Source organism: Nitrincola tibetensis (assembly GCF_003284585.1).
Lineage (GTDB): Bacteria > Pseudomonadota > Gammaproteobacteria > Pseudomonadales > Balneatricaceae > Nitrincola > Nitrincola tibetensis.
The window spans coordinates 61099-79960 of sequence record NZ_QKRX01000014.1 but is presented as its reverse complement, the minus strand read 5'-3'; the positions used below and the strand labels follow the sequence as shown (position 1 = coordinate 79960).

Below are 18862 nucleotides of genomic sequence, written 5' to 3'. Positions count from 1 at the left end.
TGGCGTCCCATAGGGGGTTCGAACCCCTGTTACCGCCGTGAAAGGGCGGTGTCCTAGGCCACTAGACGAATGGGACGTAGCCTGCACTTTCGTGCCACTTCAGCAAGTTAAGTTGCTTGCTGAAGTGGCGCATATATTACGTATAACACTATTTTACGTCAACCCTTATTTCTAAAAAAAATTAATAAATTTTTCATTACATCAATGACTAGACTCTAGAGTAAGATTAAATCGTTAGACACAACTGCGTAAGGATTTGGATGGGCCCCACTGAAACCACTGCTGTGATACTGATCGGCGTTGCCATTATGACAATCGCCGCAATTGCTGTTCAGCAGGCAGAAGATCAACGTCGCGAGCGGCATATCAAAATACTGAACCTCCTTGAGCAAACTCGTGGCATAGAACACATTTTGCTCAACCTCCCAGTTTTGTTCCAAACGCCTGCTTTGCGCTCATGCCTGATTAATGCATTAAAACGGATTTGGCAAACCATCATTCAACTCGAAAGAAGTGAAAAACACCGATACAAACTAGACGAACTGACGGCTATGGAAAGCGTTGAACCATCAGACCTACCCTTATCAGCAAACAACATCACGTATTTCAGTGACAGGAACTCGGCTATGCAAGCTAGGGCGATGATCAGAGAATCCGTCCAAATCCTTGCGCAACTTCACCAAACTCAGCAAATTCAACAGACAACGGCTTACGCGTTAGCAATGGACTTAAAACGAGGATTTAAGCGCTGCAGCGTCGATATCACGCTGCTAGAAGCATTGGAACAAACTGAGGATCATGGGCCGCGGGTTGCGCTGCACAAGTTCAGAGGCGCGCTTATGGTGCTTAAGCGTCTTAATAAAGATCACTCTCTGTCTCAGCAAATTTCCAACATCCGACAGTTGATTGCAAAACTAGAGGCAGAGGCCCTAGCGCTTATGGGTCAAGCAAAAGTCGAAAAGACAAATAGACACTAAAACGGCTCACGGCTCACGGCTCACGGCTCACGACCTAAGAGCTTTAACTTCAGAGCCATGTTATTTTTTGAGTCTGCATTATACACCGCTTCATCGTAGCTAATTTTACCGGCCTCGTAGAGTGCAAACAGAGAGTCCTCAAACGTAAACATAGAGCCATCACCGCCTTGCTCAACAGCCTCTTTAATTTTCCCTAAATCGCCGCGATTGATTAGACTGGCAATATAAGGTGAATTAATAAGTACCTCTGAAGCAGGAATAAGCTCTCCATCAATCCCTTTAACCAAACGCAAAGATACAATTGCTTTCAGATTCTGAGCTAGCTCAAGCTGTAACTTTCGCGCATCCCCTTCTGGAAAAAAACTCAGAATTCGCTCAATGGCTTGGGATGAATTATTTGCATGAAGGGTTGATAGGCATAAATGTCCAGTCTCTGCATAACGAACTGCATGTGACATGGTTTCTTTATCACGTATTTCACCAATCACTATCATATCAGGGGCCTCACGCAACGCATTCTTTAAACCGTGAGCGTAAGAGTGCGTATCCATACCCACTTCTCGCTGACTAATGAGCGACTTTTTATTCGTAAACAAATACTCAACAGGGTCTTCTATAGTCAATATATGACCTGTCGTTCGCAGATTTCGACTTTGAACCATCGCAGCGAGAGATGTCGACTTACCCGAACCCGTCGCGCCGACCAAAAGCACCAATCCCCTTCGCTCCATCACCAAATCTTCCAAAATTAATGGTAGATTCAATTGACTAATGGATGGAATTTGATTACGAATGTGGCGAATGACGAAGGAAATATCGCCCCTTTGCTTAAACACATTAATACGAAAGCGCCCGACACCCGTTAAAGAGTATGCAAAATTCATTTCCCATTCGCGCTCAAACTCTTCAATTTGACGCTCAGTCATCAGGCTGTAAATAGCCTCTCGAACGGTCAGTGGAGATAGGCGCTTTTCGCCGACAGGGCGCATAACTTCGTTAATTTTGATCTGAATACGCGCGTAACTACTGAAAAAAATATCGGATGCATTTTTCTCAACCATGAGTTTCAAGTATCCGTGCAAATCCGCCATTCACATCACCGAGTTCAATGTAAAAATAAGTTAAAGCAAATATCTAGCGACCACTAGAATGAATTAAAATAAAGAACTGCGCTGATATCCAAGAGATGTTCGCAACCTTTAATCGAAGCGAATTATCTACAAACTAAAGAAGGCATACAACAACCCTGAGCAAGAAGCTGCTGCATAGAGGTACTTAGAAAGAAGCACAACGGCTTCTTCTTCCAATAAAAAAGCATTAGACATATACATTACATGCCTAATGCTTGATGACTCGATACCCTTCACCTACCTATTGAGTGAGTACACCATCTCGATAGTCTTGCAAGGCTTGCTCAATCTCAGCCGTTGTATTCATAACAAACGGACCGTATTGCACAACCGGCTCATTAATGGGCTTTGCCGCAATCAACAATAAACGCACACCTGCATCGCCTGCCTCTATACGAACACTATCGCCAGAGTCCAACTCGTACGCCGCGTGAGTCCGCAAAGATTGATCAGCTACTTGCGCCTTACCTTCAAACACATAGATAAAGCCAGAAAGCTCTGCCGGCACTGGGACATCCAGCGTTGAGTTAGCCGCTAGCGTGAAATCAACAAACAGAGGAGCCGTCACAATTCCAGTAACAGGCCCTTGATAGTGCTTACCATTCAATGTCAGTGTGCCTGCGACCAAACTAGCCTCCCCTTCCTCAAACGAAAAGCGGGTCACCTCTTCAGGGTCAATATTTTGATAGGCTGCTGGCTTCATTTTTTCAGCAGCGGGCAAATTCACCCACAACTGAAACCCACGCATCAGCCCTTGATCTTGCTGAGGACGCTCTTCATGAATAACGCCCCTGCCGGCTGTCATCCATTGTACGCCACCAGAGCACAACAAGCCTTCATTCCCCATATGATCTCTATGCAACATTTTGCCTTCGAGCATATAGGTAACGGTTTCAAATCCACGATGAGGATGAGGAGGAAAACCCGCAATATAGTCATCAGGATTATCAGATGAAAACATATCCAACATCAAAAATGGATCGATCCTCATATTTTGACGCTGCCCAAGACTGCGTTTGAGTTTAACACCTGCACCGTCTTGGCTATCAATGGCATTGATAACCTTTTTAATAGAACGTAATTGCATATCTTTTCCTCCAACCTAGCGCTTAAACTGAAATGCTTGCAATGATCTCCTGAGCTTCAGCGAGAGACGCTTCTTTTTCAGCCATGTTTAAGCCTTCAGCGTAGATCACTTGAACTTGATTTAGACCCATAAATGACAGAATTTGTTTTAACCAAGGTACTTGATGATCCAATCCAGCCTCTTTATACATACCACCACGGGTGGCCAAAATGTAAACAGGCTTGTCTTCTAGCAAACCAACAGGACCATTCTCAGTGTATTTGAATGTCACGCCGTTACGCGCAATCATATCCACCCAAGCTTTGAGTTGAGAAGGAACAGCAAAGTTGTACATAGGTGCCGAAATAACCAACGCATCTACTGATACAATTTCATTCACCAGCTTATCGGACAGCGACACTAGAGCGCGCTGCTCATCCGTACGATCCTCTGCTTCGGTCATCAGAGCGGAAATAACGGACATATCAAAGTGCGCGATAGGGTCTGCAACAAGATCACGTACAGCCACTTCGGATTCAGGGTATGCGGCTTTCCATTTTTCAATTAACACAGCGCCTAATTGCGCAGATTGTCCTTGATCACCAAAAATGCTGCTTTTAACTTGAAGTAATGTTTTCATTTAGGTATCTCCTTGAGTTCAGTTACTGCATTATGTTATCTACTATATGAATGATAAACCCCTAAATCCTGTTAAATATGATCGAAAAAACTGATAGGTTTAAACCATGAAGGCCACTTTAGAACAATGGCAGACATTAATCGCAGTCGTCGACGAAGGCGGTTTTGCTCAGGCCGCTGAAGCTTTGCGCAAAAGCCAATCAGCGATTAGCTACGCTATATCAAAGTTAGAAGCTGCACTTGGTGTTGCAGTATTTAAAATTGATGGCCGAAAGGCCGTCCTAACAGCACCCGGAGAAGCCCTGCTGAGACACGCACGGCAGTTAGTGGAAAATGCAGAACGCATCGAAACACTTGCCGATTACTTTACACAAGGCTGGGAACCCGAAATCCGAATTGCGATGGATACCATTTTCCCGGAGGACTTGATGCTGTCTGTTCTGAATGCATTTGCAAACGAACACCCGCAGATTCGCATCACCTTGGTAGAAAGTGCGTTGAGTGGTACCGATGAGGCATTGTTGCGACATGAGGCAGATTTAGTGATAGGAGGTCACGTCCCTCCTGGGTTTACTGGACAGTTTCTGTTGAATATTCAGTTTTTAGCGGTTGCCCACCCCGCACACCCCCTTCACCAGCACGCCACCCCCTTAACGCTTGATGACTTAAAAAGCCACCGACAACTCGTTGTCAAAGATTCAGGCTCAAGGCGGCTAGATGCAGGCTGGCTAGGTGCTCATCAGCGCTGGACATTTAGTAGCGTCCATACATCTATTAAAAGTGCCTGCCAAGGATTAGGGTTTGCTTGGTATCCCACGCTCAAAATTGAACAGGCTCTCAGATTGGGAAACTTAAAAGCCCTACCTTTAATCAGTGGCGCCGTGCGAGAAGTTCCTATTTATCTAATTTTAAGCGATGGTGAATATGCCCACCCTGGTGTAAAGCGCTTGGCGAATCTGCTAAAAACCGTCATTCAAAACTGTTTAGCAACCAAAAAAGCCTAAAAAATCCAAAATGATTATTTAGACGTAAAAGTCAAAATGTTAACGCGAGGTAAAACAATGCCAACCATTAAATATTTAGTCTTAGGATGCATCATGCTGTTTTCGCAAGCCTCTACGGCTCAAACGTCCACTCCTATCGACGCACTTCTGAACCATGATCTAAAACGATTACACTCCAGTGAGGTTGTTCATTTAAAAGAGCATTATCAAGGAAGACCATTGCTGTTTATCAACACTGCCAGTCACTGTGGCTTCACAGGACAATTTGAAGCACTCGAAGCCCTACATCAGCGATACAAAGATCGTGGACTTATACTGGCAGGCTTCCCTTCCAATAGTTTTTTGCAGGAGTCTAAAGATGAAGCCGATACAGCTCGTGTTTGTTTTCAGAATTTTGGTGTGACGTTCGATATGTTCACTCATATCAATGTTCGAGGATCAAGCGCCCATCCAATTTTTGCAGAGCTGGCTAGGCAAACTCATGCACCTAAATGGAATTTTTACAAATATCTAATTGATCGTGACGGTAAGGTTGTCCAAGCATTTCCAAGTACAACCCGCCCAGATTCACGAGAAGTAATAGATGCTATAGAGGCTTTACTTTAAGTAGTGCAAGCCCCCGTCAACTAAATTGACGGGGGAGCAAATCAACCTAAACTAGTGATTTGCTAAACGGCCCAATGTACTTTCGAGCGCGCTCTTCATTTTATCGCAAGCACCGCTAACCGCTTTACCAGTTGTATCAGCGTGGTCAGATACTGCAATAGGCTGTAAACCGGATACACGTGCTTCTATATTGCAACGCTTATCATTATCACCGGACTTATGGGCATTTTCATCATGAAGATGCACTTCAATACGAGTAACTTTTTCACTGAACCGCCCTAAAACTTTTTCTACAGTGGCCTGTACGTGGGCATTTAAGGCTTCATTGCCTTCGATACTACTATCGGTGTTGACTTGAATTATCATTTAAAGCTCCTTGTATGAACGGTACGTATTAAACGTACTTTTATTATAACTGATTTTGAAAAAAATTCCTGTGTATTAGCACTACTAGCTTTAAGTGATAATAATAACGTTTCGCACGTAAAACATCCATTTGAGAATATTTTTTTGCAACAAGTCATGGATTGATTTTTAACTGGTTCAATTTTCGAGTAAAATCTGCCCAATTTAATTTAGCTCACTATTGGAGTTTTAGATGCACTTTCGGCACACTCTGTTAACACTCTCGCTTGCGTCTTTATTGGCAGCCTGTGCTCCTGGGCACATGTACATCGAAGAAGGTGTTGTTGAAAGGATTGATCACAAGCTAGAGGCTCAATCTGATCAGATTTCTTCATTATCTGAGCAGCAAGAATTGGCTGTGAGTCAAATTCTGTCATCTTACGATGCTTTGTCAGAAAGCATGATTGAACGCCTCACCAGCACCATCAAAACACATGTAGAACCACCGAAATGCGCTCCCCAACCACGTTTAGTCTGCCCTCCGCAAGGGGGATCAGGTACACTTGTGCTTGGTGGTCTAGAGAAACAACTTGTCGGAGAAACCGAGCGTGTTTATCTCGCCAATATTGACGTTGTGTTACCTGCTCGAATCGATACAGGCGCCACAACTTCTTCTATTGATGCACGCAACATCAACTTTTTTGAGCGCGATGGTAAACGTTGGGTTCGCTTTGATTTTGTTCACCCCACCACTGGGGACGATGCCACATTCGAACGTCAAGTTGTTCGTGTTGTTCGAATCAGCCAGTCAATTACTGACGAGTACGAGCGCAGACCAGTAATCGAGTTACACTTTACACTAGGCAATATTTCGCAAACAGCGGAGTTTACATTAACGGATCGCAGCCATTTAGATTACCCCCTTCTCATAGGACGCAATATTTTGAGAGACCTAATGGTGGTTGATGTTAGCAAACAAAATATTGCACCACTGAATATTAATCAGACCACACCTTAAGCCTCAACTCTTCAGGCTTTTTAGACAGGTATCCGCATGGTATCCCGAGTTCCGTTTTACACAATTGTTGCATTGTTAATTTTCACAGGGCTGTGTACAGCCCTACTTAGGCACGTTCAACTTGGCATTCCTTTTTTACCCGGACAGCAGGAAAAAGTCTGGCTAATTGAAGCTCGTGTTGACTTTAACTCACAAAATGCGCCAGTTCTTGCCAGCTTAGATTTACCCGACAATCCACCCGGGTATGCGATCCTGAACGAAGTAGCCGCTTCACCTGGGTATGGATTTTCAATTATAGAAAATGACGGGAGACGTCGTGGCGAGTGGTCAAAAAATACCACCTCCGGCGCGCAGACACTCTACTACAAAGCGCAACTGATTCGCTCAAAAGACCTAGACACTGATCTTGTCGATGTCATGCCGACTCCTCAAGCTGTCTTTTGGGATGGCCCTGAGGCTACGGCTGCCGAATACGTGATCGAAATGGCTCAAAATAAATCCAGTTCGCCCGAGAGTTTCACCCGCGAACTCATGCGCTTACTACTCAACCCTGAGCCGGGGCAAAACACAGGGCTACTCCTCGCCAATCAATCCCCTGTGATTGTTATGGACAAGCTCTTAAATCAAGCGGGCATTCCTGCTCGAATTTCAATGGGACTCCAGCTTGAAGATGCTAGGCGTCGACAGTCACTCACCCCCGTGATTGAAATTTTCGCAAAAGACCGTTGGCTTGTGTTCGACCCGAGCACTGGGCAGCAGGGACTCTCGGAAGATATTTTGCTCTGGCAACGCGGTTCAAACTCGCTGCTCGATGTTGTTGGGGGTGTCAACTCCAGAGTTAGCTTCTCCATGATTGAGCAGACATTACCGGCACTAGAGCTTTCACAAAGCCAGTTTGCTGGACAAGGATTTGCTTGGTTAGGGGTCCACACTCTACCAATCGAAGAACAAAGCATGTTTAAGCTCCTGTTCTTACTGCCGCTTGGAGCAATGGTTGTCGTCTTTATGCGCATTATTGTTGGCCTAAAAACGTCTGGAACCTTTATGCCAATTCTAATTGCCTTGGCATTTTTACAAACGTCCTTGGTACTGGGATTAGTTAGCTTTATTAGCATCGTTGCTATGGGGTTAGTCATACGCACCTACCTTTCGCGCCTAAACCTATTGCTGGTATCGCGTATAGCAACGCTAGTCGTGTTAGTGGTATTTTTAGTGTCTTTTCTAAGTCTCGTTGGGTATCAGCTCGGCTTTAGCACTGGAATGACGATCACTTTCTTCCCGATGATCATAATTGCTTGGACCATTGAGCGCATGTCAATTCTCTGGGAAGAAGAAGGCCCACGTGAAGTAGTTACTCAAGGCGGAGGCAGTCTATTCGTCGCAGTGCTCGCTTATCTACTCATGCAACTGCCTCTATCCGGCCATTTGAGCTTTAACTTCCCAGAACTTAACTTGATCATCTTGGCCATTATCATGTTAATGGGACAGTACACCGGATACAAACTATCCGAATTGCGTCGCTTTAGAGCCATGGTAGAGGAAGACAAAGCATGAAATGGGTCAGTCCATTCAAGCTTGCCAAAGCAGGCATCTTAGGCATGAACTGCCGCAATGTTGACTTTATCGGCCGCTATAATCTTCGCCGTTTTTACCCATTGGTCGATGATAAATTAAAAACCAAACTCTTAGCTGAAGAATATGGCGTTGCGACCCCTACGCTGCGCTTTGTTGTAAAAACTCAGCATGAAATAGGCCATATAGAAGACAGGCTTATGGCTCTGAATGGATTTGCCATCAAACCCTCACGCGGCTCAGGTGGCAAAGGTATATTGGTCATCATAGGACGCAGAGGCAATCAGTTTATCAAATCCTCAGGCACCGAAGTCAGCATTGAAGACATACGTCGCCACCTGACCAATACCTTAGCGGGTCTCTACTCATTGCGCGGCGCACCCGACGTCGCCATTATTGAAGATTTAATCGAGTTTGATGATACATTTAAAGGCTACTCCCATGAGGGCGTACCGGACATCCGCATAATCGTTTTCAGAGGCTATCCTGTCATGGCAATGCTGAGGCTTGCTACACACGCATCTGATGGCAAGGCAAACCTTCATCAAGGCGCTGTTGGTGTTGGGTTAGACATCGCCACTGGCCAAGGACTTAAAGCAGTTCAATTTTCCAGCCCAATCACACTTCATCCCGATACAAAAATGCCATTGGGTGATTTGAGAATTCCGGACTGGAAAAACATGCTATTGCTGGCTTCACGTTGTTACGAGATGAGTAATTTAGGGTATATCGGAACGGACATTGTTCTAGATAAAAGCCGAGGCGCACAACTGCTAGAGTTGAATGCTCGCCCCGGCTTATCTATTCAGGTTGCCAACGGCAAAGGGTTACTACCAAGGCTGCGTCATATCGAAAAGATTCGCAAACCCCACCGTTTGGCTGAAGATCGAGTTGAATACGCCATCGCGACTTTTCACAGCCAAGGCATCTAGTCAACAACCTCTCACCCTTTATTAAGACAGATTAGGCCTCCCCTGCAGATAGGATGCTGCAGGGTTGACGCAAAACATGCGCTTCATGGCCTGTCGCCCCAATAACATTCTGAACAACATGTTATCACGACTGGTCAAGGACATTTCGACGTCAAATCGGTGCGAACCTAACAACAATGGCGTCACTATAAAATAACGCTCTGTCATATGACCACCAGAATCCGTAACTTGACGAACATCACTCACAGGCGCCTCGCACCAGACTTCCACTTGCGTATTTTTTTGCTGCGGATGCAAACCAAACCTCACCCAGCGCTGCCCTTCCTTTCGAAACTCATCAATATGAAAAGTATGCAGAGCGGATGTTCTCGCACCGGTATCTACTTTGCACTTCAGGCTTGACACTCCAAGCTCTGGCAATGCAACCCACTCACGCCAGCCTACTAACTCAAACTCAGACGCCTTCGCATCTGAATCAATCATGGTGATGACCACCAACCCCATGCGCATGTCCGTGAGCTATTTCTTCATTTGACGCTGCGCGAATGCCTTCTATTTTGATGTCGTAGGACAAGGTCTGACCAGCCAAAGGATGGTTAGTATCGACTGTAATCATGAAGCGCCCCATTTTAACAACCGTCACGTGGCGTTGACCTTGATCGGTTTCAACCAATGCAATCATGCCAGGCTTCCAAGTTTTACTTCCTTGTGGCAAGCCTTGCAGGTGTTTAACAGGCACTTTAATTTCTTGCCCCTCTTCACGAACACCGTAGCCCTCTTCCGGCGATAACGTCACTGTAAACTCATCACCAACTGCATGACCTTCCATCGCAGCTTCTAATCCGGGGATCATATTGTTATGGCCATGCAGATACGCCATAGGGGTATGACCTTGATTAGATTCAAGTTCCTCACCCTGTTCATTTTTTAATGTATAATAAAAACTAACAACTGCATCTGACTGTATCGTTTGCATACAGAAACCAATCCTAATAAGTTAACATTTGATGCACAGCAAAGGCACCACACAAAATAAGGCAAACTACTTTAAAAAGTTGTTACTACGCCAACAGCTGATGATAAGCTAACGCCGACCAAAAAGTAATAAGTGTATATAACTACAGGCTATTCACGCATGCAAGTGATTGATATTGAGGCATCAGGTCTCGATCCAGATTTATCCTACCCTATTGAAATAGGCGTTTATGACACCAAAAACCCTGATGCGTCTATCAGCTTTCTAATCAAGCCAGACCCAGCTTGGGAATACTGGGATAGCAATGCAGAGTCGATTCATAACATCTCACGCAAACTGCTTGAGAAAGATGGCATCAATCTCCGGGAAGCCTGCGACAGACTTAATCAGAGCATCGCTCAAATTGTAATTTCCGATGCACCTGACTTTGATTTTATGTGGCTACAACGCTTGTTTGACAAGGCCGCTAAGCCCATGCGGTTTAAAGTCAGTGGCTTTTATTCTTTTCTGACACCCGAGCAGCAAAATCAGCTAAATCGCCACTTAGACATCCAAGAACGCCCCCATAGAGCATTAGCGGATGCCAGAATGATCGGCCAGGCACTCAGGCCCTTTCTTGATGAGTAGACGAATATGATTCGCAGATAGTATAGACAAAGGTATTTGCTTCAAGTACAATACAGGTTCTTTTCTGAGGCACTGCTGCTGATGTGTGCGGCCCGCCTCTTTGCTAAGCTAACTGAGCGGCACGTTTCACGAAACACCTCTCTTCTACCAGGTAAAAAATCACAGCATGTCGAATACTGATATTCGCCCCACCACTTTCGGTGACTTGGGCCTCTCTACACCTATTCTTGAAGCACTTAACGACGTGGGTTATGAAACCCCATCCCCTATCCAGGAAGGCTCCATTCCTCCTCTTTTGGAAGGACGCGACCTCTTAGGCCAAGCTCAAACAGGTACAGGTAAAACCGCGGCATTTGCACTCCCTTTGTTGCAACGCCTTGATCCATCTAAAACCTATCCGCAGTTGCTGATCCTAGCACCGACGCGTGAATTAGCACTTCAGGTTGCCACTGCGTGCGAGAAGTACTCAAAGCATCTGAATGGTATCCGCACTCTGTCAATATACGGTGGTCAAGGATACGATGAGCAACTGCGTGGCCTTCGCCGCGGTGCACATGTCGTCATCGGCACACCCGGCCGAGTGATGGACCACATCCGTCGTGGCACGCTAGCGCTCGATAAACTGCAAACACTAGTTCTAGATGAAGCAGACGAAATGCTGCGCATGGGCTTTATTGACGATGTGGAATGGATCCTTGAGCACACACCTGCTCAGCGCCAAATCGCTCTCTTTTCAGCCACAATGCCACCAGCGATTCGTCGCATTGCTGATAACTACTTAACCAATCCAGCCGTTGTTAAGATTGCTAGCCAAACAGCGACGGCCAGCACTATTCGTCAACGCGTATGGACTGTACGTGGCATGACGAAAATCATGGCCTTAACTCGCTTACTCGAACTTCGTGAGCATGAAGGTGTATTGGTATTTGTCAGAACTAAAAATGCAACCGAAGAAGTGGCAGAGCAATTGACTCGTGCTGGCTTCCCAGCATTTGCACTTCACGGCGATATCGCGCAAGCACAGCGTGAGCGTGTTGTTGATAAGCTAAAACGCGGTGACTTGGACATTGTTATCGCAACGGATGTTGTTGCACGTGGCCTAGATGTCGAGCGTATTACCCACGTTATCAACTTCGATATCCCTTACGATGCTGAATCCTATATTCACCGAATTGGTCGTACAGGTCGTGCAGGACGTAGCGGCGACGCCGTATTATTTGTTGCGCCTCGCGAACAGCGACTCTTGCAACAAATCGAACGCACAACACGCTCACCCATTGAAATGCTTGATCTACCTACAGCTAAGCAAATCAATGAGCTGCGCGTTCAACGTTTACAAAACCAATTGATTGCAGCCGCTGAAAGTAAAGAGGCTAATCAGTTTACGTCGATTATAAAGACCTTGACTGACTCTGGAGAGCTCACGCCAGAGCAAATCGCAGCCGCCGCACTTAAGCTTATGTATAATGATAAGCCTCTGTTCATGGACGAGCGCGAGCCAGCTCCAACACGTGAAAAGCGTCCACGCGAAGCTCTTCGTGACGAAAAACCTCGTCGCGGTGCGCCACGTAATGATGCCCCCTCTGAAGGGATGCAGCGTTACTGGATTGGTGTTGGTTACCAACACGGAGTTAAGCCAGGCAATATTGTTGGCGCCATAGCGAATGAAGCCGGTGTCGAGAGCCAATACATTGGCCGCATTGACATTAGCGAAATGTTCAGCACCGTTGACTTACCGACAGGTATCACGCCAGATACAATGCAGACGCTCAAGCGTGCTCGTATCTGTGGTCAAGCCCTCAACATCCGCCCATGGGTTGAAGATGGAAAGGAAAGAAGCTCTGATCGCACCAGCGCACCAGGTAACAAAAGCAAGCGACGCGCTCCAACGAGTGGAAAGCGCCCAAGCAATGCTACAGGTGCTAGAGCACGCTAGAAAAATGAGGCAGAACTAGGGACATATCTCTGCCTTAATTGTATGGCATAGCTCTTAGAGCTATGCCTTTTACTATGTCTAGGTTATTCGTTTGCGTCAGAAGCTAATCATTACCCTAACCACCGTACGTGGTTCAAAACAGTACACGCTCAATCAACTCGCTAAGTATATAGTGGGGCTTTTTCTTCTTCTCTCCGCATTAAGCTTTTTTGTTTCAAACCTCCTTCTTGTTAAAACCCGAGATCACCTCAACGGACTCGCGCAAGAAAAACTCGTGCTTGAAGAGCAATACATCGAAGCTCTAGGTACTCAGCAATCCTATATGAAAAACCTGATTGAACTGAGCGAGCTCTTCACCGAAACTTTTTATGAAAAATATCAGCTCGAAGAAGAAGTGATTCGCCTAGATGCCGATTTAAATGAGATGGAGTCAATACTAGGGATTATACAATCACCCGAGAACCCTATTTCACCTGAGGAGCGAACAGACCTTCTCAAAGCCGCAGCCCTGCAGCGCTTATTTTTATTGCACTCAATACCAAACGGCCTACCTGTTAAAGGTGCCAAAATCAGCTCTGGGTTTGGTGAACGTGTACACCCTATTTCACGACGCCGCTCCCAACACAACGGCATTGACTTCCCGTCGCCGATTGGAACACCAATTTACGCGACGGCAGACGGTATAGTTGAGCGAGCAGGTTTGGAGTCTGGTTCAGGATTTGGTAATCTCATCATATTGCAGCATAATTTCGGCTTTAAAACCTTTTATGCTCATTTAAATGAAATAAAGATCGCACAAGGGCAGTATGTCCATAAAGGTCAGCTCATTGGAACCGTTGGCAAGACAGGACGCGTAACAGGCCCACACTTACATTACGAAGTGCGACACTTACTCACTCCTTTAGACCCTTATCCTTTTGCGCGCTGGGGACTGAGTAATTTTGAATATATTTTTAACGCCGTAGAGGATATTCCGTGGGAATCATTAAGCGCCATATATCCGCTAAATCAGGCGGGTCCGCAGTAACCATTATCGCTGAAGGTAACCGTTTTTATGGTGATACCGTCATCAGTGGTAAAATGCATATTGATGGCACATTCGAAGGCAGCCTGCACTCAACTGATGATATTTCCATCGGCCGTAATGGCCTAGTAGCGGGGCAAATTTTTGCTAAAACCATTTATGTTAATGGACGCCTAGAAGGTGAAATTATCTGCGACAATCTCCATATCGAGAAAGGCGGCACCGTTAATGGACGCCTGTGCTGCGCAAAATTACAAATCGACAACGATGGTAGCTTTATTGGCGAGCGCACGTTACCCGATGCATTATTGGCTGCAGATGTATCTGAGCGATCTAAACCCAAAGAGCAGCACTCAACTTACACCTCTAGCGAGTTGATGATTGATAACGCCATGCAACTCATAGACTCGCTCCCTGATCGTATTACCTTAACAAAACAAGAGTAATTGACCTATGTGTGAACTATTAGGCATGAGCGCGAATGTTCCAACGGACATCTGCTTCAGTTTTACGGGACTAATGCACCGAGGCGGAGGAACAGGCCCACACAAAGATGGTTGGGGAATTGCATTTTATGAAGGAAAAGGTCTCAGAACTTTCCATGACCCCGCCCCTAGTGTCGACTCAAAAATTGCACGCTTAATCGCGGAATACCCCATCAAAAGCTGTACCGTCATTAGTCACATCCGGCAAGCGAACGTTGGCAATATTAGCTTAGAAAACACTCATCCATTTAGCCGTGAGTTATGGGGACGACAATGGTGCTTTGCGCATAACGGGCAACTCGACCCTGCACTATTTTCATGGCCTTTGAACTATTATCTGCCTGTTGGCACAACCGACAGCGAGTTTGCATTTTGCTGGTTGCTCGGCGAAATCCGACATCACTTCCCCACACCTCCCCAAGACATGAACCGACTCATTCAGTTTGTCCATGAGCGCTGTGAAACTCTCAGATCGCTGGGTGTATTTAACATGCTACTGAGTGAGTCAACGCTTCTTTTTACCTACTGCAGCAGCAAGCTCTCTTGGATCACGAGACGCTCTCCTTTTGGTGAAGCACGTCTTAGTGATTGTGAAATGGCGGTCAATTTTGAAGCCGTCACAACGCCGAACGACATCGTCACTGTCATCGCAACAGAGCCATTAACCAATAATGAAAACTGGAATCGTTACGAAACCGGTGAAATGGTGATTTTTATTGAGGGTATTCCTGTAAGACATTTGCATAGTTTGTCTTGAAGTACGACAATTGATGTAGCTATGGGAGGGGAAATCATGATAACTATAACCGATCTGCCTCATGCTCAATATCAAAACCTGAATCAGGTTATTGACCAAGTCGTATTGAGATTCTCGGAGAAACCTGCATTTTCTCACCTTGGGGCAGAATTAAGCTTTAGTAGGTTAGATGATCTAGCTAAGCGCTTTGCGGCATGGATCCAGCAGAACACCCAACTTCAACCGGGTGATCGAATTGCGATACAACTCCCCAATATTATTCAATACCCCGTGGTCTTGTTCGGTGCGCTCAAAGCCGGCTTGGTTGTTGTCAATACCAACCCGCTCTATACGCCAAGCGAACTTGAAAACCAACTCATTAATAGCGGTGCTAAGGCCCTTGTTGCTTTCACACCGCTCGCGAAAGATCTAAACAAAATATTGCCAAATACTCAGGTTAGGTGGACTATCTTAACTGAGCTTGCCGACCTGCATACTTCCCCAAAGCGCTTACTTCTCAACGCCTACTTGAAGCATTTTAAACTACGCTATTGCACGCCTGATTTGAGCAATGCTATTTCACTACCTCGACTCTTACAGAAATCCCGAGCTGAAGACTTTACACCTATTGAAATATCAAGCGATCAACTTGCTCTCTTACAATACACAGGAGGCACCACAGGTATTGCCAAGGGCGCAATGTTGACCCATGGCAATTTAATCTCCAACCTAGCTCAACTGAACGAACTGCTGCAACACTATACACAACAAGGGCAGGAACGCTTAATACAACCCCTGCCAATCTACCATGTGTACGCATTTATGCTGACACTGTCATTGTTCAGCATCGGCTGCCGTACCGAACTAGTTCCCAATCCGCGCGATATAGCAGGATTAGTTAAGCTTTTTAAACGGCAAAAACCCACTATTTTTTCAGGAATCAATCCTCTTTTTTCAGCACTGCTCCATCATGCGTATTTTACAAAACTCAACTTTAATGCGTTACGTATCACCATTTCAGGCGGAATGGCGTTGACTCCAAGTTTAGCCCAGCAATGGGAAACGATCACGGGATGCTCTATCGCAGAAGGCTACGGTCTCACGGAATGCTCGCCGGTGGTAAGCGTTAATTTACCGGATCAGGTCCAGCTTGGAACAACTGGGCCTTTGCTGCCCCAAACTCAAGTGCGTGTTGTCGGACCTCTCGGTGAGATTCTACCACGTGGCGAGATAGGTGAGATTGAAGTGCGAGGCCCTCAAGTAATGGCAGGGTACTGGCAACAGCCTCAAGAAACAGCAAAAGTGATCACACGACATGGCTGGCTCGCAACGGGTGATATTGGCATGCTCAATGAGCACAATGTGTTGCGCATTGTTGATCGAAGCAAAGAAGTGATTAACGTATCGGGCTTTAAAGTCTATCCAACCGAAATCGAAAATATCGTCAACGCCATGCCGGAGGTTGAAGACTGCGCAGCTATTGGCTTACCTGATGAACATACAGGAGAAAAAATTAAGCTGTTCGTGATCAGCCGCCACCCCAAAATGTGTGGACAGCAAGTCAGGGACTACTGCAAAGAGCGCTTAACAAGCTACAAGGTTCCTAAATCGATTGAGTTTTGCACAAGCTTACCACGCAGCCCCGTCGGAAAAGTATTACGACGAGTCCTGCGCGAGCAAGCGTTAAATGATGCAAAACAAAGCGTGAGCAAAACTCAGTGACTCATCAAACTCAGCTACGGTGCGCCAACGCAAAACAAGGCACGTAGTCCTCGTGATTGATTTTCATGCGACGTTGCTGAACAAATGCACTCAACAACTCATTCAACGCATCCATGACTTGTGGATCCCCTGTTAACTGGAAGGGCCCGAACTCCTCAATTGCTTTGACGCCTGGCTCTTTTACATTCCCAGCAACGATTCCAGACAATGCACGTCGTAGCTGAGCGGCCAACTCATAGTCTGGCTGATGCATAGACAAATTTAGATTCGCCATATTTTCATGGGTAGGCTCAAACGGTAACTGCAGCTCATAAGGAATCTTTAGTTGCCAATTGAAATGGTAGGACTCACCATACTTGCGCCGATGCAGCGTCACTTCATTTAAACCTTCGCGCATACGTTGTGCAACCAAGTGAGCATCATCGACAATAATCTCGTAGAACGAAGCAGCACGCTCACCAAGTGTTGTGCGAATAAAACGATCAACCGTATTGAAATACGACTCGCTACCAGCAGGGCCTGTAAAGATTAAAGGAAAAGGCATAGCTTGATTTTCGTCGCGTAACAAAATACCGAGGATATACAGAATCTCCTCTGCGGTACCTGCCCCACCCGGAAAGACTATAATTCCGTGTCCAACACGAACAAACGCCTCAAGCCGTTTTTCGATATCCGGCATAATCAGCAATTCATTTACAATTGGGTTCGGTGATTCCGCTGCGATAATGCCAGGCTCGGTGATTCCGAGATAACGACCTCTATCCATGCGCTGCTTAGCATGTGCGATTGTGGCGCCTTTCATCGGCCCCTTCATTGCCCCTGGGCCACAGCCTGTACAAATATTGAGCTTGCGTAAACCTAGCTCGTAACCCACCTTCTTCGTGTATTCATACTCAAAACGACTAATTGAGTGCCCACCCCAGCACACAACCATATCTGGTTTAATACGGGGACGAATCGCACCTGCATGCCGCAATATATGAAAAACATGATTGCTAATGGTTTCCGATTCAGTCAATCCATCACAGCAGCTTTCTATATCGTCCTGGATATAGAGCAAATCACGTAATACGGAGAACAAATGCTCCCGTATCCCCTGAATAATCTCACCATCGACAAAAGCAGATGCGGGCGCATTAATGAGCTCTAACTGCAAATCTCGATACTTCTGACTAATGTTGACGTCATAATTACGATAGCGCTCAAGTACTTGGCGCGTACTGTCCATTTCACTCCCCGTGTTCAACACAGCAAGAGTGCATTGACGGAACAAAGCATACAAGCCGTTATTGCTACGATCCTGCAAACGGGCAATTTCGAAAGGAGAAAGCGTATTTAAACTGTTAATAGGGGTGACATTAGCGTTTACAAACGTTTCGGTCATCATAATGACCTCCTTTTAACATCAGAAAAGTATTAACGTTCAAAATCAAGAACCCAATACCTTAGGCTTTTTTGATACTTGTCACTGGCAAGGTAATCTTTTGTTGTTGATGCAACACATTTAATAAAATCACGACGCGCTCTTCACCATCAAATGATTCAAAGATTGCTTCAATTTCTTTAAAAGCACCTTCAGTAATACGAATTGACTCTCCCTTCTCTAATGTCTTAGCCATTTGGATGGATGAACAACGACGCTTAAGCTCAAAGATTATCCGATGATTAACTGAGAGCGGGTATCCACCAAAGGATACCATTCTCGATACGCCTCTTGTTGAGCGTATGGGCTGCCAATTATCCATTGATTTATCAAGATAAATAAACAGATATCCCGGAAACAGTGGCTCCTGCAAAATCACACGCTTACGGTTTCGAATTTTTTCGCACTCGTGGATCGGTAAGTAACATTCATACCCTTGATTTTCTAGATTTTCCTGTGCTCTGAGGGTCTCCCCGGGCTTACATTGCACTAGATACCATTCTCGCCCGCTCATTTGACCCCTCCTGATCACTTGATCACTGAGTGGCTTGCGTCGCCAAAACCTATGGCCCGACCACTCAGCTTTCCTATACGAATATTCGATCTCTAAACAAGATGTTACCGCAAAGGTTATTGAAAAAAAA

At 45.7% G+C, this 18862-nt stretch carries 20 protein-coding genes and 1 tRNA gene; 12 read left to right on the top strand and 9 right to left on the bottom strand.

Annotated elements, in window-relative coordinates; all coding sequences use genetic code 11:
- A tRNA-Glu gene (locus DN062_RS15670) sits at positions 1-76 on the bottom strand.
- Between the two features lie 184 nt (positions 77-260).
- Between DN062_RS15670 and DN062_RS15665 the strand changes: the two genes are divergently transcribed.
- Positions 261-977 (top strand): hypothetical protein, encoded by a 717-nt coding sequence (locus tag DN062_RS15665; RefSeq protein WP_112160245.1) that lies wholly within the window; start codon positions 261-263, stop codon positions 975-977.
- Between the two features lie 20 nt (positions 978-997).
- On the opposite strand, the gene DN062_RS15660 is transcribed toward DN062_RS15665, so the two are convergent.
- The 3 genes from DN062_RS15660 to DN062_RS15650 form a co-directional block, all read right to left on the bottom strand.
- Complete coding sequence (locus tag DN062_RS15660) at positions 998-2068, bottom strand: PilT/PilU family type 4a pilus ATPase (RefSeq protein WP_112160244.1); 1071 nt, start codon at positions 2066-2068, stop codon at positions 998-1000.
- Between the two features lie 280 nt (positions 2069-2348).
- Entirely contained in the window at positions 2349-3194 is an 846-nt protein-coding gene (locus DN062_RS15655; protein WP_112160243.1) for a pirin family protein, read from the bottom strand.
- Between the two features lie 22 nt (positions 3195-3216).
- The gene (locus DN062_RS15650; protein WP_112160242.1) at positions 3217-3813 is read right to left on the bottom strand and encodes an FMN-dependent NADH-azoreductase; all 597 of its coding nucleotides are present in this window, start codon (positions 3811-3813) and stop codon (positions 3217-3219) included.
- A gap of 106 nt (positions 3814-3919) precedes the next feature.
- Between DN062_RS15650 and DN062_RS15645 the strand changes: the two genes are divergently transcribed.
- Positions 3920-4816 (top strand): LysR family transcriptional regulator, encoded by an 897-nt coding sequence (locus DN062_RS15645; RefSeq protein ID WP_112160241.1) that lies wholly within the window; start codon positions 3920-3922, stop codon positions 4814-4816.
- A gap of 57 nt (positions 4817-4873) precedes the next feature.
- Positions 4874-5422, top strand: coding sequence for a glutathione peroxidase (locus DN062_RS15640; protein WP_112160251.1), 549 nt, complete (start codon positions 4874-4876; stop codon positions 5420-5422).
- A gap of 51 nt (positions 5423-5473) precedes the next feature.
- Here DN062_RS15640 and DN062_RS15635 read toward each other — a convergent pair whose 3' ends face one another.
- Positions 5474-5788, bottom strand: a complete 315-nt coding sequence (locus tag DN062_RS15635) for an HPF/RaiA family ribosome-associated protein (protein ID WP_112160240.1) — start codon at positions 5786-5788, stop codon at positions 5474-5476.
- A gap of 232 nt (positions 5789-6020) precedes the next feature.
- Between DN062_RS15635 and DN062_RS15630 the strand changes: the two genes are divergently transcribed.
- Genes DN062_RS15630 through DN062_RS15620 form a run of 3 tightly spaced genes read left to right on the top strand, consistent with a single transcriptional unit; the run spans position 6021 to position 9289 of the window.
- Positions 6021-6785 carry an ATP-dependent zinc protease family protein gene (locus DN062_RS15630; RefSeq protein WP_112160239.1) on the top strand — a complete coding sequence of 255 codons (765 nt, stop codon included), beginning with the start codon at positions 6021-6023 and terminating at the stop codon, positions 6783-6785.
- Positions 6786-6821: 36 nt separating this feature from the next.
- Positions 6822-8339 (top strand): inactive transglutaminase family protein, encoded by a 1518-nt coding sequence (locus DN062_RS15625; protein WP_193483902.1) that lies wholly within the window; start codon positions 6822-6824, stop codon positions 8337-8339.
- Positions 8336-9289, top strand: coding sequence for an alpha-L-glutamate ligase-like protein (locus DN062_RS15620; RefSeq protein ID WP_112160237.1), 954 nt, complete (start codon positions 8336-8338; stop codon positions 9287-9289). Before DN062_RS15625 ends, DN062_RS15620 begins: the two co-directional genes overlap by 4 nt.
- 21 nt (positions 9290-9310) lie before the next feature.
- Here the strand turns inward: DN062_RS15620 and DN062_RS15615 are convergent, their stop codons facing one another.
- Together DN062_RS15615 and DN062_RS15610 are read right to left on the bottom strand one after the other, a co-directional pair.
- Positions 9311-9772: an ATP-dependent zinc protease family protein gene (locus tag DN062_RS15615; protein ID WP_112160236.1), complete on the bottom strand. Its 462-nt coding sequence runs from the start codon at positions 9770-9772 to the stop codon at positions 9311-9313.
- Positions 9765-10265 carry an FKBP-type peptidyl-prolyl cis-trans isomerase gene (locus DN062_RS15610; RefSeq protein WP_112160235.1) on the bottom strand — a complete coding sequence of 167 codons (501 nt, stop codon included), beginning with the start codon at positions 10263-10265 and terminating at the stop codon, positions 9765-9767. Before DN062_RS15610 ends, DN062_RS15615 begins: the two co-directional genes overlap by 8 nt.
- A 132-nt stretch (positions 10266-10397) precedes the next feature.
- Between DN062_RS15610 and DN062_RS15605 the strand changes: the two genes are divergently transcribed.
- The 6 genes from DN062_RS15605 to DN062_RS15580 all read left to right on the top strand — a co-directional run bounded on the left by DN062_RS15605 (position 10398) and on the right by DN062_RS15580 (position 16795).
- The gene (locus DN062_RS15605) at positions 10398-10892 is read left to right on the top strand and encodes a 3'-5' exonuclease (RefSeq protein WP_156460565.1); all 495 of its coding nucleotides are present in this window, start codon (positions 10398-10400) and stop codon (positions 10890-10892) included.
- Between the two features lie 166 nt (positions 10893-11058).
- On the top strand, positions 11059-12828 hold the full coding sequence (locus DN062_RS15600) for a DEAD/DEAH box helicase (RefSeq protein WP_112160233.1): 1770 nt from the start codon (positions 11059-11061) through the stop codon (positions 12826-12828).
- Positions 12829-12919: 91 nt separating this feature from the next.
- Entirely contained in the window at positions 12920-13855 is a 936-nt protein-coding gene (locus DN062_RS15595) for a M23 family metallopeptidase (RefSeq protein WP_112160232.1), read from the top strand.
- Positions 13804-14298: a bactofilin family protein gene (locus DN062_RS15590; RefSeq protein WP_239995812.1), complete on the top strand. Its 495-nt coding sequence runs from the start codon at positions 13804-13806 to the stop codon at positions 14296-14298. The genes DN062_RS15595 and DN062_RS15590 overlap by 52 nt, the downstream gene beginning before the upstream one ends.
- A gap of 7 nt (positions 14299-14305) precedes the next feature.
- The gene (locus DN062_RS15585; RefSeq protein ID WP_112160231.1) at positions 14306-15094 is read left to right on the top strand and encodes a class II glutamine amidotransferase; all 789 of its coding nucleotides are present in this window, start codon (positions 14306-14308) and stop codon (positions 15092-15094) included.
- A 36-nt stretch (positions 15095-15130) separates the two neighbouring features.
- Complete coding sequence (locus DN062_RS15580) at positions 15131-16795, top strand: AMP-binding protein (protein WP_162301315.1); 1665 nt, start codon at positions 15131-15133, stop codon at positions 16793-16795.
- A 10-nt stretch (positions 16796-16805) separates the two neighbouring features.
- Here the strand turns inward: DN062_RS15580 and ppnN are convergent, their stop codons facing one another.
- A complete protein-coding gene (ppnN, locus tag DN062_RS15575; protein WP_112160229.1) occupies positions 16806-18182 on the bottom strand; it encodes a nucleotide 5'-monophosphate nucleosidase PpnN in 1377 nt (458 codons plus the stop codon).
- A gap of 58 nt (positions 18183-18240) precedes the next feature.
- The gene (gene rfaH / locus DN062_RS15570; protein WP_112160228.1) at positions 18241-18732 is read right to left on the bottom strand and encodes a transcription/translation regulatory transformer protein RfaH; all 492 of its coding nucleotides are present in this window, start codon (positions 18730-18732) and stop codon (positions 18241-18243) included.
- Positions 18733-18862 lie beyond the last annotated feature (130 nt).

What these genes read in the sequence shown, in the direction of transcription:
- DN062_RS15645 (WP_112160241.1), top strand. Translation starts at nt 3,920, where the DNA reads ATGAAGGCCACTTTAGAACAATGGCAGACATTAATCGCAGTCGTCGAC.
- DN062_RS15635 (WP_112160240.1), bottom strand. Translation starts at nt 5,788, where the DNA reads ATGATAATTCAAGTCAACACCGATAGTAGTATCGAAGGCAATGAAGCC.
- DN062_RS15625 (WP_193483902.1), top strand. Translation starts at nt 6,822, where the DNA reads ATGGTATCCCGAGTTCCGTTTTACACAATTGTTGCATTGTTAATTTTC.
- DN062_RS15585 (WP_112160231.1), top strand. Translation starts at nt 14,306, where the DNA reads ATGTGTGAACTATTAGGCATGAGCGCGAATGTTCCAACGGACATCTGC.
- DN062_RS15600 (WP_112160233.1), top strand. Translation starts at nt 11,059, where the DNA reads ATGTCGAATACTGATATTCGCCCCACCACTTTCGGTGACTTGGGCCTC.
- DN062_RS15650 (WP_112160242.1), bottom strand. Translation starts at nt 3,813, where the DNA reads ATGAAAACATTACTTCAAGTTAAAAGCAGCATTTTTGGTGATCAAGGA.
- DN062_RS15655 (WP_112160243.1), bottom strand. Translation starts at nt 3,194, where the DNA reads ATGCAATTACGTTCTATTAAAAAGGTTATCAATGCCATTGATAGCCAA.
- DN062_RS15580 (WP_162301315.1), top strand. Translation starts at nt 15,131, where the DNA reads ATGATAACTATAACCGATCTGCCTCATGCTCAATATCAAAACCTGAAT.
- DN062_RS15660 (WP_112160244.1), bottom strand. Translation starts at nt 2,068, where the DNA reads ATGGCGGATTTGCACGGATACTTGAAACTCATGGTTGAGAAAAATGCA.
- DN062_RS15615 (WP_112160236.1), bottom strand. Translation starts at nt 9,772, where the DNA reads ATGATTGATTCAGATGCGAAGGCGTCTGAGTTTGAGTTAGTAGGCTGG.
- DN062_RS15620 (WP_112160237.1), top strand. Translation starts at nt 8,336, where the DNA reads ATGAAATGGGTCAGTCCATTCAAGCTTGCCAAAGCAGGCATCTTAGGC.
- rfaH (WP_112160228.1), bottom strand. Translation starts at nt 18,732, where the DNA reads ATGAGCGGGCGAGAATGGTATCTAGTGCAATGTAAGCCCGGGGAGACC.
- DN062_RS15640 (WP_112160251.1), top strand. Translation starts at nt 4,874, where the DNA reads ATGCCAACCATTAAATATTTAGTCTTAGGATGCATCATGCTGTTTTCG.
- ppnN (WP_112160229.1), bottom strand. Translation starts at nt 18,182, where the DNA reads ATGATGACCGAAACGTTTGTAAACGCTAATGTCACCCCTATTAACAGT.
- DN062_RS15665 (WP_112160245.1), top strand. Translation starts at nt 261, where the DNA reads ATGGGCCCCACTGAAACCACTGCTGTGATACTGATCGGCGTTGCCATT.
- DN062_RS15630 (WP_112160239.1), top strand. Translation starts at nt 6,021, where the DNA reads ATGCACTTTCGGCACACTCTGTTAACACTCTCGCTTGCGTCTTTATTG.
- DN062_RS15610 (WP_112160235.1), bottom strand. Translation starts at nt 10,265, where the DNA reads ATGCAAACGATACAGTCAGATGCAGTTGTTAGTTTTTATTATACATTA.